Origin of the sequence: Breznakia pachnodae, from assembly GCF_030814225.1 — a bacterium.
In the GTDB taxonomy this organism is placed as follows: Bacteria; Bacillota_I; Bacilli_A; order Erysipelotrichales; family Erysipelotrichaceae; genus Breznakia; species Breznakia pachnodae.
Map to the genome: position 1 here is coordinate 792,943 of NZ_JAUSUR010000001.1, position 14,352 is coordinate 807,294.

The 14,352-nt window shown below is 36.0% G+C and carries 25 protein-coding genes and 1 pseudogene; all 26 read right to left on the minus strand.

What is annotated here, in order from left to right:
• Nucleotides 1-49: 49 nt before the first annotated feature.
• Nucleotides 50-634: an O-methyltransferase gene (locus J2S15_RS03805; RefSeq protein WP_307405619.1), complete on the minus strand. Its 585-nt coding sequence runs from the start codon at nt 632-634 to the stop codon at nt 50-52.
• Nucleotides 635-644: 10 nt separating this feature from the next.
• A complete protein-coding gene (locus J2S15_RS03810; protein WP_307405621.1) occupies nt 645-1,805 on the minus strand; it encodes a CapA family protein in 1,161 nt (386 codons plus the stop codon).
• A gap of 10 nt (nt 1,806-1,815) precedes the next feature.
• Entirely contained in the window at nt 1,816-2,823 is a 1,008-nt protein-coding gene (locus J2S15_RS03815; RefSeq protein WP_307405623.1) for a M15 family metallopeptidase, read from the minus strand.
• A 192-nt stretch (nt 2,824-3,015) separates the two neighbouring features.
• Nucleotides 3,016-3,288 (minus strand): hypothetical protein, encoded by a 273-nt coding sequence (locus J2S15_RS03820; protein ID WP_307405625.1) that lies wholly within the window; start codon nt 3,286-3,288, stop codon nt 3,016-3,018.
• Nucleotides 3,289-3,397: 109 nt separating this feature from the next.
• Nucleotides 3,398-3,763: a 50S ribosomal protein L17 gene (gene rplQ / locus J2S15_RS03825; protein WP_307405627.1), complete on the minus strand. Its 366-nt coding sequence runs from the start codon at nt 3,761-3,763 to the stop codon at nt 3,398-3,400.
• A 23-nt stretch (nt 3,764-3,786) separates the two neighbouring features.
• Nucleotides 3,787-4,746, minus strand: coding sequence for a DNA-directed RNA polymerase subunit alpha (locus J2S15_RS03830; RefSeq protein WP_307405628.1), 960 nt, complete (start codon nt 4,744-4,746; stop codon nt 3,787-3,789).
• Between the two features lie 32 nt (nt 4,747-4,778).
• A complete protein-coding gene (rpsK, locus tag J2S15_RS03835) occupies nt 4,779-5,174 on the minus strand; it encodes a 30S ribosomal protein S11 (protein ID WP_307405630.1) in 396 nt (131 codons plus the stop codon).
• A gap of 18 nt (nt 5,175-5,192) precedes the next feature.
• The gene (gene rpsM, locus J2S15_RS03840; protein ID WP_307405631.1) at nt 5,193-5,558 is read right to left on the minus strand and encodes a 30S ribosomal protein S13; all 366 of its coding nucleotides are present in this window, start codon (nt 5,556-5,558) and stop codon (nt 5,193-5,195) included.
• Between the two features lie 14 nt (nt 5,559-5,572).
• Entirely contained in the window at nt 5,573-5,686 is a 114-nt protein-coding gene (gene rpmJ, locus J2S15_RS03845; protein WP_006505646.1) for a 50S ribosomal protein L36, read from the minus strand.
• Between the two features lie 20 nt (nt 5,687-5,706).
• Nucleotides 5,707-5,925 (minus strand): translation initiation factor IF-1, encoded by a 219-nt coding sequence (gene infA / locus J2S15_RS03850; protein WP_277490652.1) that lies wholly within the window; start codon nt 5,923-5,925, stop codon nt 5,707-5,709.
• Nucleotides 5,926-5,927: 2 nt separating this feature from the next.
• Nucleotides 5,928-6,692 (minus strand): type I methionyl aminopeptidase, encoded by a 765-nt coding sequence (gene map, locus J2S15_RS03855; RefSeq protein WP_307405643.1) that lies wholly within the window; start codon nt 6,690-6,692, stop codon nt 5,928-5,930.
• Nucleotides 6,692-7,333, minus strand: coding sequence for an adenylate kinase (locus J2S15_RS03860; protein ID WP_307405645.1), 642 nt, complete (start codon nt 7,331-7,333; stop codon nt 6,692-6,694). Before J2S15_RS03860 ends, map begins: the two co-directional genes overlap by 1 nt.
• Nucleotide 7,334: 1 nt before the next feature.
• On the minus strand, nt 7,335-8,648 hold the full coding sequence (gene secY, locus J2S15_RS03865) for a preprotein translocase subunit SecY (protein WP_307405646.1): 1,314 nt from the start codon (nt 8,646-8,648) through the stop codon (nt 7,335-7,337).
• A gap of 2 nt (nt 8,649-8,650) precedes the next feature.
• Nucleotides 8,651-9,091 (minus strand): 50S ribosomal protein L15, encoded by a 441-nt coding sequence (gene rplO / locus J2S15_RS03870; RefSeq protein ID WP_307405648.1) that lies wholly within the window; start codon nt 9,089-9,091, stop codon nt 8,651-8,653.
• 12 nt (nt 9,092-9,103) lie between these two features.
• Nucleotides 9,104-9,610 (minus strand): annotated as a pseudogene (rpsE, locus tag J2S15_RS03875) (30S ribosomal protein S5); the annotation flags it as partial.
• A gap of 192 nt (nt 9,611-9,802) precedes the next feature.
• Nucleotides 9,803-10,159, minus strand: a complete 357-nt coding sequence (rplR, locus tag J2S15_RS03880) for a 50S ribosomal protein L18 (RefSeq protein WP_307405650.1) — start codon at nt 10,157-10,159, stop codon at nt 9,803-9,805.
• A 16-nt stretch (nt 10,160-10,175) separates the two neighbouring features.
• Complete coding sequence (gene rplF, locus J2S15_RS03885; protein WP_307405652.1) at nt 10,176-10,724, minus strand: 50S ribosomal protein L6; 549 nt, start codon at nt 10,722-10,724, stop codon at nt 10,176-10,178.
• A gap of 20 nt (nt 10,725-10,744) precedes the next feature.
• Complete coding sequence (gene rpsH / locus J2S15_RS03890) at nt 10,745-11,140, minus strand: 30S ribosomal protein S8 (protein ID WP_307405655.1); 396 nt, start codon at nt 11,138-11,140, stop codon at nt 10,745-10,747.
• A 14-nt stretch (nt 11,141-11,154) separates the two neighbouring features.
• Nucleotides 11,155-11,340, minus strand: coding sequence for a type Z 30S ribosomal protein S14 (locus J2S15_RS03895; protein WP_307405657.1), 186 nt, complete (start codon nt 11,338-11,340; stop codon nt 11,155-11,157).
• Nucleotides 11,340-11,894 (minus strand): 50S ribosomal protein L5, encoded by a 555-nt coding sequence (rplE, locus tag J2S15_RS03900; protein ID WP_307405659.1) that lies wholly within the window; start codon nt 11,892-11,894, stop codon nt 11,340-11,342. Before rplE ends, J2S15_RS03895 begins: the two co-directional genes overlap by 1 nt.
• 12 nt (nt 11,895-11,906) lie before the next feature.
• Nucleotides 11,907-12,215: a 50S ribosomal protein L24 gene (gene rplX, locus J2S15_RS03905; RefSeq protein WP_307405660.1), complete on the minus strand. Its 309-nt coding sequence runs from the start codon at nt 12,213-12,215 to the stop codon at nt 11,907-11,909.
• Between the two features lie 11 nt (nt 12,216-12,226).
• A complete protein-coding gene (gene rplN / locus J2S15_RS03910) occupies nt 12,227-12,595 on the minus strand; it encodes a 50S ribosomal protein L14 (protein ID WP_307405661.1) in 369 nt (122 codons plus the stop codon).
• Nucleotides 12,596-12,614: 19 nt separating this feature from the next.
• Nucleotides 12,615-12,875, minus strand: a complete 261-nt coding sequence (gene rpsQ, locus J2S15_RS03915; RefSeq protein ID WP_442319961.1) for a 30S ribosomal protein S17 — start codon at nt 12,873-12,875, stop codon at nt 12,615-12,617.
• 12 nt (nt 12,876-12,887) lie between these two features.
• Nucleotides 12,888-13,085, minus strand: a complete 198-nt coding sequence (rpmC, locus tag J2S15_RS03920; protein ID WP_307405664.1) for a 50S ribosomal protein L29 — start codon at nt 13,083-13,085, stop codon at nt 12,888-12,890.
• 2 nt (nt 13,086-13,087) lie between these two features.
• Nucleotides 13,088-13,501 (minus strand): 50S ribosomal protein L16, encoded by a 414-nt coding sequence (rplP, locus tag J2S15_RS03925; RefSeq protein WP_307405667.1) that lies wholly within the window; start codon nt 13,499-13,501, stop codon nt 13,088-13,090.
• Nucleotides 13,502-13,503: 2 nt separating this feature from the next.
• Nucleotides 13,504-14,352: a 30S ribosomal protein S3 gene (gene rpsC, locus J2S15_RS03930; protein ID WP_307405669.1), complete on the minus strand. Its 849-nt coding sequence runs from the start codon at nt 14,350-14,352 to the stop codon at nt 13,504-13,506.

Consider the following 14,352-nt stretch of genomic DNA (forward strand, 5'->3'; position numbering starts at 1 on the left):
ATTTTTTAGTGTTACTATCCATAAACATTATCTAACATAATGTATATTATTACTCTGTTTTTCTACTCGCTGCAATACCATCGCCAATATCATAGAAAGTTGTATCATACTCTTTATTCTCTTCTAGATAAGTAATGTAACGTTGTATTTTTCTTACTAATTGTTTTGTATTGCGATTCTTAATCTGATCATAGTGATCTACCAATCCATGGAACTTTAGATTGTCACTAATAATATAACCATTCTTATCTAAATTCTTATTATAACGTTCAAAGAATTTAATATACTGCGCTTTCGCTGCATCTATAAATATTAAATCAAATAGCCCATCTGCTTCAAACTCAAGTGCATCTACATGAACGACTTGAATTCGTTTGTCCATTTCTGCTTTATGAATATTCTTTAGTGCTTCTTTATAACGAACATCATCTCGTTCTACTGTAACAACCTCAATATCCTTATCCAGCATTGCCATACGAATAGCGGAATAACCAATTGCAGCACCTATTTCAAGGATTCGTTTCACATTATGTTCTTTAATAAAGTTACTTAAAAAATCAATACCCTCACTTTGCATAATTGGTACATTATTTTCTTGCGCATACTGTTCCATCTCTTTGATCAAACTAACCATCATTACCTCTTTACTTTAAAAATTCCTCATCAATTACTTCTTTTGTTTTCTGTGTTAATGAATCAATAGAAACAACTTGTCCTTCATAACCATTTAACACATGTTTTTCAGCAAGTTTATCTGTATAATCTTCCAGTTTATAAACGCTGTAGTTATCACGTTCTTCTAAAATATTTGCTTGATTACCTTCAAAGTGGATTACAAGTGGTGTCCACTTTACATTCTCAACACTAATATCTCCACTTTCACTATCCTTCACAAAATCAAAACTAATCATTCCAGATAATATATTATCTACACTCAACATTCCCCCAATAAAGTTTCCTAGTGAATAAACAACAAGTGTTTCATTTCCATTTGAACCTTTGATCCATTCTACTGGATTAATGGAATGTGGGTGAGTACCAATAACAACATCTACTTCTAAGTCTGCAAATAACTGTGCGTATTGGGTCTGGAACTCATTTGGTGCAAAGGTATTTTCATCACCCCAGTGAGCACTGACAATTACTACATCACTGATTTCTTTTGCCTTCGCAACATCTGCTCTTATTTTATCTTCATCAAAATAATTTACTTCATAGCTGTTTGCTGGTTCAATTCCATTTGTACCATAAGTATACGCAAGAAATGAGAATGTAATTCCTTTCTTTTCAAAAGTTGCAATCTCTTGAGAAGCTTCTTCACTGTCATAGATACCTGCATAGGTAATGTCATCATAAGCCCCAAATGTTTTTAGTGCATTCACGACTCCATCACTGCCTTTATCAAGTGAGTGATTAGTTGCCAGATTAAATAAGTTAAATCCTGTTTCATGCAAATCATTTACTACTTCTGTTGGTGAATTGAATACTGGATACCCTGATAGACCCAACTCTTGTCCACCAACAATTGTTTCCTGGTTAATAAATGATATATCACCTTTTTGAATATCATCTTTTACATTCTTATACATGGATTGAAAGTTATACTTTCCATCACCTTCACTGCCTTCCAAACGATCTGCTTCCTGGTATATTGTTTCATGAATCAGATTATCTCCTACACCAACAAAATGAACACTGGTATCTTTTTCTTCTTCTTTCTTATCTTCCTTTTTTGTATCATCACTTGAAGAACCACAACCTGTTAGTAGTCCAAAAACAATACCAAATATAAGTAATTTCTTCATATAATCTCCCTTACTTCATTGTTGCATAATATTCATCTAATGTCAGATCATTTTCATATAGATAAGTAGCCAATTCTTCACCTACATAACGTAAATGCCAAGACTCATATCCATATTGAGTAATATCTTCTTTATCTTGTGGGTAACGTAAAATAAATCCATATGTATGCATATTTTCTAAAATCCATTCATATCCATCATAGTTTTCAATTTCATTGAAATTATAACCATTAAATGTAATATCTACTGCCAATCCACTATTATGTTCACTATGTCCTGGTCGTGCATAGTACTGATCCGCATATTCCTGACCTGAAGCATTCAGATTATACGAATACAAGCCATCCTGATACGCATAAGAGCGATATGATGCAATTGCCACAATGTCTAAGTCTTCTTTCTTTGCAGCCTCTACGAACTCCTCATAAGCTTCAGCAGCAGGTTTGCGAAGTTGTTGCTGGTCTACATCAGCACAAGAGTAGTCTTCTCCTCTTGTACAAGTATAATTAATATCAACCAAATCACTAGGAACATATCCTTCAGGTAAGCCATTGTATTTATTAACTAACATCGTTATGTCTTCACCTTCAATAACACTAATTTCTTCATAAGGTTTCTCATCAAGATTTAAATTCACTTCCAGTACAACATCCTTAACTTTTTTATCACTATTATCTTTCTGGTAAGCAAGATAACGATCAATATTCTTCTCTCGCACATAATCAATATCTAAATAAGCCTGTACTTCTTTATCTGAAAGTTTTGCATCCAAAAGTGCATTTACACCTTCATCATCTTTATCAATATCTAAAGCACAATATGACTCAATATAATTATCATTATAATCTGAATCCAACATTACTTTCAGACTATCCTTTTTCTCACAATCATTATTTGCATAATCCAAACGATCATGCTCTTCTAATATCTTCTGTTGCTTCTCGCTATAGTCACTGCTGCTACCTGAATTACATCCAACAAGCATAACAGCCATCAATAATATTAATAATCGTTTCATTCAACTTCTCCTTTAACTTCTGTAAAACCCTATGCATTTAGGATACACCATTTTTCAAAAATTATCAGTAATAAATCAAATAATTAAGAAAAAATTAAGGTTTCTTCTACTACCATCTAATACTATATAAAAGAGTTGATACATCACCAACTCATTTTCATTATTTCTCCATATTTTATCTTCTTTACAGCTTTATACAAAATCATACCACTTATTAGAATTGATTCCTTTTTTAAACATTACTTGCTTATTACCAATATCTAAGTCATATAACTCCTGAAATTCAGGAAATTGTACCAATACATCTTCAACTGATACTATTGTATATTCATCAATATTATATCCCGCAGGATCATTGCTTAATAAATACCATTTAATATCTTGATCTGGAAGATAATAGACTTGACTAAGCTCTTTATTCCTTAATAAATTTGGATCTACTTTTACTTGTTTATTTATGTCCATCCCTTATTCCTTTCTAATAATATAAGTTACAATAATTATACCATAAGCTAAATTTACTATTAAATAAATCCAAAAGAAAAAGCCATGATTACTCATGACTTTTCAGAAATTATTTTACTAATTGAACAATTGCCATTGTAGCGTTATCACCACGACGGTTTTTTGTTTTTACAACTCTTGTGTATCCACCATTACGGTCTTTGTACATAGGTCCAATTTCCGAAAATAGTTTTTGAAGAGCTGTTTGTCCTGTTTCTTCATCAGCAACTACGTCTCTTACGTAACTAGCAGCTTGACGACGAGCATGTAAATCATCTCTTTTAGCAAGAGTGATTAGTTTTTCAACAACAGAACTAACTTCTTTTGCTTTCATTTCTGTAGTTTCAACACTTTCAGAAATAATAACAGAAGTCGCTAAGTTTCTAAGCATAGCCTTACGGTGGTCTGCCGTACGTCCTAACTTACGATTTCTCATACAGATGCATCCTCCTTCATATCTTATTCATATGATTTGAAGCTTAGCCCCAAATCATAAATTTTGTCTTTTACTTCTTTCAATGACTTCTTACCTAAGTTTCTTACACGCATCATTTCATCTTCTGTCTTTTGAGTTAACTCTTCAACAGTTTGAATTCCTGCACGTTTTAAACAGTTGTATGAACGAACTGATAAATCTAGGTCTTCAATCATCATCACAAGGCCTTTGTTCACGACTTCACCTTGAACATCCTTCATTACTGATTCCATGTCATTTACTACTTCATGAACATTTGTCAATAATTCTAAGTGATCAATCAAGATTTTTGAACCAAGAGCAACCGACTCTTGTGGAGTAATTGAACCATTTGTCCAGATTTCCAATTCAACTTTATCATATGAAGCATCTTGTCCAACACGAGTTGGTTCAACGTTATATGATACTTTTTCAATTGGTGTATAAATTGAGTCTGTATAAATGATTCCTAATGCTTGGTTAGGTCCTTGGTATAAACGCTTGTTTTGGTCAGCACTTACATAACCTCTACCATTTTTTGCCTGAAGTTCCATTTCTAATGTGTGCCCATCTTCAATTGTACAGATGTATAAGTCTTGGTTTAAGATTTCCACACCTTCTGGACAAACAATATCAGAAGCATGAATTTCTCCATGTCCCTTCTTGGCAATTCTTAATGTATGAATTTCGTCATCTTCAATTGTTAGAATCAAGTTTTTAAGATTTAGAATAATAGAAGTAACATCTTCTTTTACTCCAGGAATTGAAGTGAATTCATGAAATACACCGTCTACTTTAATCGAGAAGACAGCTCCTCCTGGTAAGGAAGATAATAATACACGTCTCAATGCATTTCCTATAGTTGTACCAAACCCTCTTTCAAGTGGTTCAATTACAAACTTTCCATAATTTTCAGAATCAATAAATTCCTTTACTTCAAACTGCGCACGTTCAAATTTTTGCATTTCTTATTACCTCCTCATTAATAGTTAGACAATTATCCGCGTGGTCGTTTTGGTGGACGACATCCATTATGAGGAATAGGTGTTACATCATTAATTGATGTAATTTCTAATCCAGCAACCTGTAACGCTCTAACTGCTGCTTCACGTCCAGGTCCTGGACCTTTAACGTTAACTGAAACAACTTTCATTCCATGTTCCATTGCTGCTTTACCAGCAGCTTCTCCAGCCATTTGTGCTGCATAAGGAGTAGATTTACGAGAACCTTTAAATCCTAAAGCTCCTGCACTTGACCAAGAGATTGCATTTCCACCTTCATCACTGATCGTTACGATCGTGTTATTAAATGTAGAGTGGATATGAGCACAACCTTTTGCAATATTCTTTTTTACACGGCGCTTACGAACTGCACCTTTTTTTGCTTTTGCCATTTTCATCTACCTCCTTGCTTATTTCTTCTTACCTGCTACAGTTTTTACCGGACCTTTACGTGTACGAGCATTTGTTTTCGTACGTTGTCCACGAACTGGCAGACCTCTTCTGTGACGGATTCCACGGTATGAAGCAATTTCCATCAAACGTTTGATGTTTAATTGTGTTTCACGACGTAAGTCACCTTCTACTTTGATTGAATCAATTTCCGTACGGATTTTGTTCAATTGTTCTTCACTTAAATCTTTTACACGGATGTTTTCATCAACATCAGCAGCTGCTAAAACCTTAGAAGCTGTGCTACGTCCAATACCATAAACGTAAGTTAATGAAACAACTACACGCTTGTCGCGTGGAATATCTACTCCTGCAATACGAGCCATATTTCTTACCTCTCTTATCCTTGTCTTTGTTTGTGTTTAGGATTTTCACAAATCACCATAACACGACCTTTTCGTTTAATTACACGACATTTGTCGCAAATTGGTTTTACTGATGGTCTTACTTTCATAAATTAAGTCCTCCTATCCGTTACTTATGACGGAATGTAATTCGCCCACGTGTTAAATCATATGGTGATATTTCCACGGTAACACGATCGCCTGGTAAAATGCGAATGTAGTGCATACGGATTTTACCAGAAACGTGAGCCATAATTTCGTGTCCATTTTCTAATTTCACCTTAAACATTGCATTAGGAAGTGTATCCTCTACAATGCCATCAATTTCAATAACGTCTTGTTTTGCCATTCTTATTCCTCCGGATTATGTATTTTAGTCAATATTTCGCAACCATCTTCATAAATAACTACACTGTGCTCAAAATGAGCTGTAAGCGAATGATCTGCACTGATAACAGTCCAGTCATCATCTAATACTTTTGTCTGTGGTCTTCCCATATGAACCATTGGTTCAATCGCAAGACACATCCCTTTCTTTAGCAGTACACCATGTCCTGGTTTTCCAAAATTAGGAACCGTTGGATCTTCATGTACACTGGTACCAATCCCGTGACCCGTATAGTCTTGAGGAACTGAGTAACCACATTTATGAACATATGTTTCAATCGCATGCGAGATATCGGTTAATCGATTCCCCGCCTTGGCCATTTTCAGACCTTCGTATAGCGATTGCTCTGTAGCATCTAGTAGTGCTTGTGTTTCATCACTGATCTTTCCTACTGGGTATGTCCAGGCAGAATCACCGTGATAACCTTTGTAACAGGCACCGATATCAACAGACACAATATCTCCTTCTTTTAATACCGTTTTTTTATTAGGAATACCATGTACTAACACGTCATTCACTGATATGCAGCAAGCATTAGGGAAACCATATAAACCTTTGAATGATGGAGTTGCATCATGTTGCAAAATCACATCTTCACAGATTCTATCAAGTTCTAATGTATTCAAACCAGGTTTGATTGCTTTTTTAGCTGCCTGATGAGCCAAAGCGACAATTTCTCCTGCTTTTTTCATTAGTTCTATCTCTCTAGGTGATTTACATGTAATCATTAGTTGCCTCCTAGAGCAGATAGAATTTCATTCCAAACTTCATCAGCACTTTGATCTGCATTAATTGCAGTCACTTTCTCTGCGTAATATTCAAGAATCGGCTTCGCATTCTTTGAATATTCTTCAAGACGAACACTTAAACTTTCGATTGTATCATCTTTACGTTGATAAAGATCACTTCCACAAATATCACAGACACCTTCCACTTTAGGTGGATGATACTCTGTATGATAAATTGCATCACAACCCGTACATAAACGACGGCCTGTAATACGTTGTGCAAGCTTTTCAAATGGAATTTCCAAAGTTAACACTTTATCAATTTCAAGATCACTACCGTTTACTAAGCTATCAAAAGCTTGTGCTTGTGCTAATGTTCTTGGATATCCATCAAGTAGATATCCATTTTTAATATCTTGCTTTTCAATAAAACTTTTTACCATTGGATTAGTAACTTCATCTGGAACAAGTTTTCCCTGATCCATATATTTCTTAGCTTCCACTCCAAGTGGTGTTTGCTTACCTACTTCACTACGGAAGATATCTCCAGTAGAAATATGTAGTACGCCAAACTTCTCAACAATTTTTTTAGACATCGTACCTTTACCAGCACCAGGTCCTCCCATTATTAAGATGTTCATACTATTTCTTTACCCCCATGAAGCCGCGGTAAGATTTAGCAGTCATTTGTCCTTTTAATTGAGCAACAGTTTCCATAGCTACCCCAACAACAATGATAAGACCAGTACCACCCATACGCATAGTAGAAGGTAATGATGGAATCAACATTGGTGCAACATTTGGAAGTAATGCAATAAATAACAATGACAATGCTCCCAATACAGTAATACGAGACAATACTCGATTAATGTATTCTTTCGTTTCTTTTCCTGGACGAATACCAGGGATATAAGTTCCTGATTTACCTAAGTTATCAGAAATCTTTTCTGGATCTACCTGTAATTTTGTATAGAAGAATGTAAACAATACAATTAACACCCCATAAATACATAGTGAAGTAGCAGATTGCATACTTAACAGATCACTCATGGTTGCAGTCCAACCACTTGCTTTCATAACACCGTTTTGGATTAACAACTGAACAATTGTAACCGGAGCAACCATCACTGCTGAAGAGAAGATTACTGGAATTACACTTGCTGAGTTAATCTTAAGTGGCAAGTATGTCATATCCTTGTTCTTACTTTGTACGGTACTTGATGTATATTGAATTGGTATCTTTCTTACTGCTGTTTGTGTAAACACAACCAGTACAATAATTAACAGATAAATAAATACGTATCCACTAAATGTCAGTATACCACTGAAGTATGCACTACCCGTAGCTCCTGCAGTAAGCGAATTAAACGTTTGAATAAACTGACTTGGCAAGTCAGCTACAATACCAGCGAAAATGATGATTGATACACCATTACCAATACCATGCATTGATATACGGTCCGCTATCCAAAGTAGGAACATTGTTCCTGCTGTAAAGATTGTCGCAACGTACAAAAATCCAGATAAAGACTGGTTAATTAGAATACTGTTCCCTGCTGAATCAGTTAGAACTAAAGTTGTTGTATAAGCTTGAACAAAACTTAATACTACAGCCAGATATCTTGTATATTTGTCTAATTTCTTTCTTCCCGTTTGACCACTTTTAGCAAGTTCCGTCAAAGGTGGGATTACGTCCATTGACAACAGTTGAATAATAATTGAAGCAGTAATATATGGACCAACTCCAAGTGCGAAGATTGACATCTTGTCCATCGCTCCACCACCTAGAAGGTTCATCATATCAACAATTGAGTTTGAAGATATATTAGCACTTACATTAACATTCGGAACTGGTATTTGTGCTCCAAAACGGAACACAAATAACATTGCCAACGTAAAGAAAATTTTCTTGCGGATGTCCTTATTCTTGAACATTCCGGCAAACGTAGAAAACATGGTTAGATAACCTCTGCTTTCCCGCCTGCTTTTTCGATTACAGCAGCTGCTGATTTAGAAAATTTATTAGCTTTTACAGTTAATTTCTTTTCTAACTCTCCTTGTCCAAGAATTTTAATCCCACTTAATTCTTTTCCAACTAGCCCTGTTTCAATCAATAATTCTGGTGTTACTTCAACACCGTTGTCAAACTTGTTCAAAGACTCAACATTAACAATCGCATATTCTTTTCTAGTGAAGTTAGTGAATCCACGTTTTGGAAGTCTTCTTGCAAGAGGTGTTTGACCCCCTTCAAATCCTAAACGTACTCCTCCACCTGAACGAGCGTTTTGTCCTTTGTGTCCTTTTCCAGCTGTTTTACCAGTACCAGAACCGTGTCCGCGCCCTAAGCGTTTACGGCTTTTTCTAGCACCTTCGTTATATTTCATTTCATGTAATTTCATCTTGCAATCCTCCTAACCACGAATCTCTTCTGGTTTTTTTCCACGAAGTCGTGCAACTTCTTCTACAGTCTTAAGTTCTTGTAATGCTTCAAATGTAGCACGAACCATGTTGATAGGAGTACGAGATCCCAGACATTTAGTTAAAACGTCTTTGATACCAGCAACCTCTAATACATCACGAATTGCTCCACCTGCGATAACCCCAGTACCTTCTGAAGCTGGACGTAAGAATACACTACCTGCTCCATAGTTACCTGTGATTGCATGAGGAATCGTGTTTCCAACTGTTGGGATTGTGATAAGGTTTTTCTTAGCTGCTTCAACTGCCTTCTTAATCGCATCAGGCACTTCATTCGCTTTTCCTGTACCAAATCCAACACGTCCTTTACCATCACCGATAACAACTAATGCAGCGAAACGGAAACGACGTCCCCCTTTAACTACCTTAGTAACACGGTTGATTGTAACAACACGTTCTTCGAATTCTTTTTCATTACGATCTCTTCTTGGTCTTCTGTTTCCACCAGGTTTACGATCGTTTCTTCTGTTATTGTTTCCTGCTTGTCTAGGAGCAGGTTTTGCATCAGTTGCTTTAGCAGCTGGTGCATCTGCTTTTGGAGCAGTTTCAGTCTTAACTTCTGGAGTTGTCACTGTTTCAACAACATCCACTGTTTTTGTTTCTTCTTGTTTATTTTCCATGGTGACCTCCCCTTAAAATTTAAGTCCTGCTTCACGAGCAGCTTCCGCTAATGCTTTTACACGTCCATGGTAGATATATCCACCACGATCGAATACAACATTTTCAATTTTTGCTTTTTTAGCTAAGTTAGCAATTTCTTGTCCAACTTTTGTAGCAGCTTCTACATTTCCACCTTTTTCAATTTTCATTGAAAGTGAACTAGCAGAAACCAAAGTCTTTCCATTAACATCATCAATGATTTGTGCATGGATGTGTGCGTTTGAACGGAATACATTTAAACGTGGACACTCAGGAGTTCCATTGATTTTCGTACGTACACGAGCATGACGACGTTTACGTTCAACGTTCTTTGCAGTTTTCTTAATCATATTTTAACTCCTCCCATTAACCTTTCTTAGCAGCTGTCTTACCTTCTTTACGACGGATGTATTCACCTTTATAGCGAATACCTTTTCCTTTGTAAGGTTCAGGTTTTCTTACAGCTCTAATGTTGGCAGCACATTCACCAACTCTTTGTTTATCAATCCCAGAAATCTTAACTTCTGTGTTTGAAGGAACTTCACAAGTTACTCCATCTTCGATTTCAATATTTACTGGGTGTGAATAACCAACGATTAGTTCAAGAACTTTTCCTTTAAGATTAGCTTTAAATCCAATCCCAACTAATTCAAGTTCTTTCAAGAATCCTTCTGATACACCAACGATCATGTTGTTTAACAATGCACGTGTTGTACCATGTAATTGTTTTGTGTGTTTTTGCTCATTTTGACGAGCAACAGTAATAATTTCTCCATCTTTTTTAATATCCATTAATGGAGAGAACTGACGAGTTAAAGTTCCCTTAGGTCCTTTAACAGTCACCTCATTCGTACTAGAGATTGTTACTTCAACTCCAGCAGGAACGGTAATCGCTTTATTTCCGATACGTGACATTACTTATATTTCCTTTCGTACTACCAAACGTAAGCGACAACTTCGCCACCAACGTTTTTAGCTTTTGCTTCTTTATCAGTAAGTAATCCATGGCTTGTAGAGATAATTGCAATACCTAAACCATTTAATACTCTAGGCATATCTTCAGCTTTCGTGTAAACACGAAGTCCTGGAGATGAAATTCTCTTAATTCCGTTAATTACTTTCTCATTGTTAGGTCCATATTTTAAAGTAACTGAAATAGTTTTCTTTAATTCACTGCTTACTGCGTAATCAGTAATGAAACCTTCTTCTTTTAAAATCTTTGCGATTTCTACTTTTTCTTTACTTGCAGGGATATCTACAGTTGTGTGACGTGCTTGAATCGCATTTCTCACTCTTGTTAGCATATCTGCAATTGGGTCAGTCATGATCATAATAACTATCCTCCTTACCAGCTAGCCTTTTTAACTCCAGGAATTTGCCCTTTATAAGCTAATTCTCTAAAGCAGACACGGCATAGTTTATATTTTCTTAGAACTGAATGAGGACGTCCACAACGTTCACATCTAGTATACTCACGAACTTTGTATTTTTGCGGGCGTTTCGACTTTAAAATCATCGCTTTTTTTGCCATTAGTTATGTCCTCCTTGCTTTTGAAAAGGCATTCCTAGTTCTTCAAGAAGTGCTCTTCCCTCTTCATTTGTATTTGCAGTAGTAACGATAATAATATCCATACCACGCAATTTGTTTACTTTATCATAGTTGATTTCAGGGAAGATAATTTGTTCTTTAATCCCTAAAGTATAGTTACCTCTACCATCAAACGCTGATGAAGAAACTCCACGGAAGTCACGTACACGTGGTAATGAAAGATTTACTAATTTGTATAGGAAATCATACATTTTTGATCCACGAAGTGTAACTTTACACCCGATTGGCATTCCTTCTCTTAACTTATAGTTGGCGATTGATTTTTTCGCTTTTGTAACTACTGGTTTTTGTCCTGTGATCTGTGTTAATTCAGCAACTGCTTCTTCAATAACTTTTGGATTAGCAACTGCATCACCAAGACCGATGTTAATAACAATTTTATCAACCTTTGGTACTTGCATTACAGATTTGTATTCAAACTTTTTCATCAAAGTTGGACTAACTTCCTTGATGTATTTCTCATTTAGGCGGTTCATCATAATACCTCCCTACTTCACAGCAGCGCCACTAGTTGTGTAGACGCGTACTTTTTTTCCTTTTTCTTCCTTATAAGAAATTCTGCTTGGTTTTTTTGCTTTTTTATCATATGCCATTACATTTGATACATGAATTGGAGCTTCCCCCTCAGCAATACCACCATCAGGGTTTTCTTGTGTAGGTTTCATATGTTTTTTCTTCATATTAACACCTTCAACAATTACCATATCTCTATTTGGAAGAACTCTTAGAACTTCAGCTACAGTACCTTTGTCAGATCCTGTAATAACTTGAACTTTATCACCTTTTTTGATTTTCACAAAGATACCTCCTATAAAACTTCCGGTGCCAAAGACACTATTTTCATAAAGTCTTTTTCACGCAATTCTCTTGCCACTGGTCCAAAAATTCTGGTACCACGTGGAGTATTGTCATCTTTAATAATTACTACCGCGTTATCATCGAACTTAATATATGTTCCATTTTCTCTACGGATTCCATAAACAGTACGAACGATGACAGCTTTAACAACTTCACCCTTCTTAACTGTTCCACCTGGAGCCGCTTGTTTTACAGTACATACTACAATATCACCAATGTTAGAAAATTTACGAACGCTCCCACCAAGGTTACGAATTACTAAAACTTCCTTTGCACCAGTGTTGTCCGCTACGCGTAATCTACTTTCATTTTGAATCATAAAATTACCTCCTAGCGTCCTAAAGCACAACTGCTTTTTCAACGATTTCAAGTAAACGGAAACGTTTTGTAGCACTTAATGGACGAGTTTCCATAATTACTACCTTATCTCCGATTTTTGCTTCGTTGTTTGCATCATGAGCTTTGAATTTTTTAGAATATTTAACACGCTTTCCATATAAAGGATGTGTTTTTTTAGTTTCAACTACAACCGTAATTGTTTTATCCATTTTATCGGAAACGACAGTTCCACGATATACTTTACGTCTAGATCTTTCCATCACAACATCCTCCTATTCTGCAACACGGGTTCTTTCACCCATGATTGTCTTAATACGTGCAATAGTCTTCTTAATATCTTTCATACGAGCACTGTTTTCAAGTTGCCCTGTAGCTTGTTGAAAACGAAGGTTGAAAAGTTCTTCTTTTAGTAAATCAACATCTTTTAGCAATTCTTCATTGCTTTTTTCTCTTATTTCTTTAGCTAACATAATTACTCTTCCCCTTTCTTAACAAACTTACATTTTACTGGTAATTTGTGAGAAGCTAAACGGAATGCTTCACGAGCAACTGCTTCTTCCACTCCAGCGATTTCAAACATAATACGTCCTGCTTTAACTACTGCTACCCAGCTATCTGGAGCACCCTTACCAGAACCCATACGTACTTCTAGAGGTTTTGCTGTTCTTGCTAAATGAGGGAAGATTTTAATCCAAACTTTCCCACCACGTTTCATATAACGTGTCATCGCAATACGAGCTGCCTCGATTTGACGGTTACTTACATAGTTACCTGTGTCTGCCATCAAACCATATTCACCAAAAGCAATCTCACGACCTGCTTTTGAACGACCTTCGTAACTTTGACGGTGAGGTCTTCTATACTTTGTTCTTTTAGGCATTAACATAATTAATTACCTCCTTCAGTTTTAGCTGCTGCTTCAGGAGCTTTTGCTTCTGGTTTTGCTGCTGCCTTCACTGGACCATTTCCTCCTGCATTTCCTTGTGCAGTACGGTTATTGTTATTTCTGTTATTATTGTTGTTTCTGTTATTGTTGTTATTTCTTCTTGGACGACGACGGTCTCTCATATCAACTTTAGGTGCTTCTGGTTCTTTAACCATTTCTCCTGGTAATACTTCACCACGACAAATCCAAACCTTAACTCCTAAACGACCATATGTAGTAGCCGCTTCTTCCCAAGCGTAATCGATATCTGCACGAAGTGTATGTAAAGGTACATTTCCTTCACTATATCCTTCAGTACGAGCCATATCAGCTCCACCTAAACGTCCTGAAACAGCAGTTTTAATTCCTTTTGCTCCAGCTCTCATCGTTTGTTGGATTGTTCTCTTTTGTGCAGTTCTAAATGATGCACGGTTTTCTAATTGGTCTGCAATGTTTCTTGCAACAAGTTTAGCATCTAAGTAAGGATTAGCAATTTCTAAAACTTTAATATAGATTGCTTTGTTGTCAGTCATTTTAACAAGTGCTTTTTTCAATTTTTCAACTGTTTCACCACCGTTAGATCCAATTACCATACCTGGCATAGCAGTTTTGATAATTACATCAACGCGACTTTTCGTTCTTTCAATTTCAACTTTAGAGACTTGAGCGTTCTTTAGTTCTTTAAATAAATATTCACGAATTTTAATATCTTCTAGTAATAAGTCAGCATAATCCTTTTCAGCGAACCATCTTGATTCCCAATCACGAATAATACCAACTCTCAACCCGATTGGACTTACTTTTTGACCCAT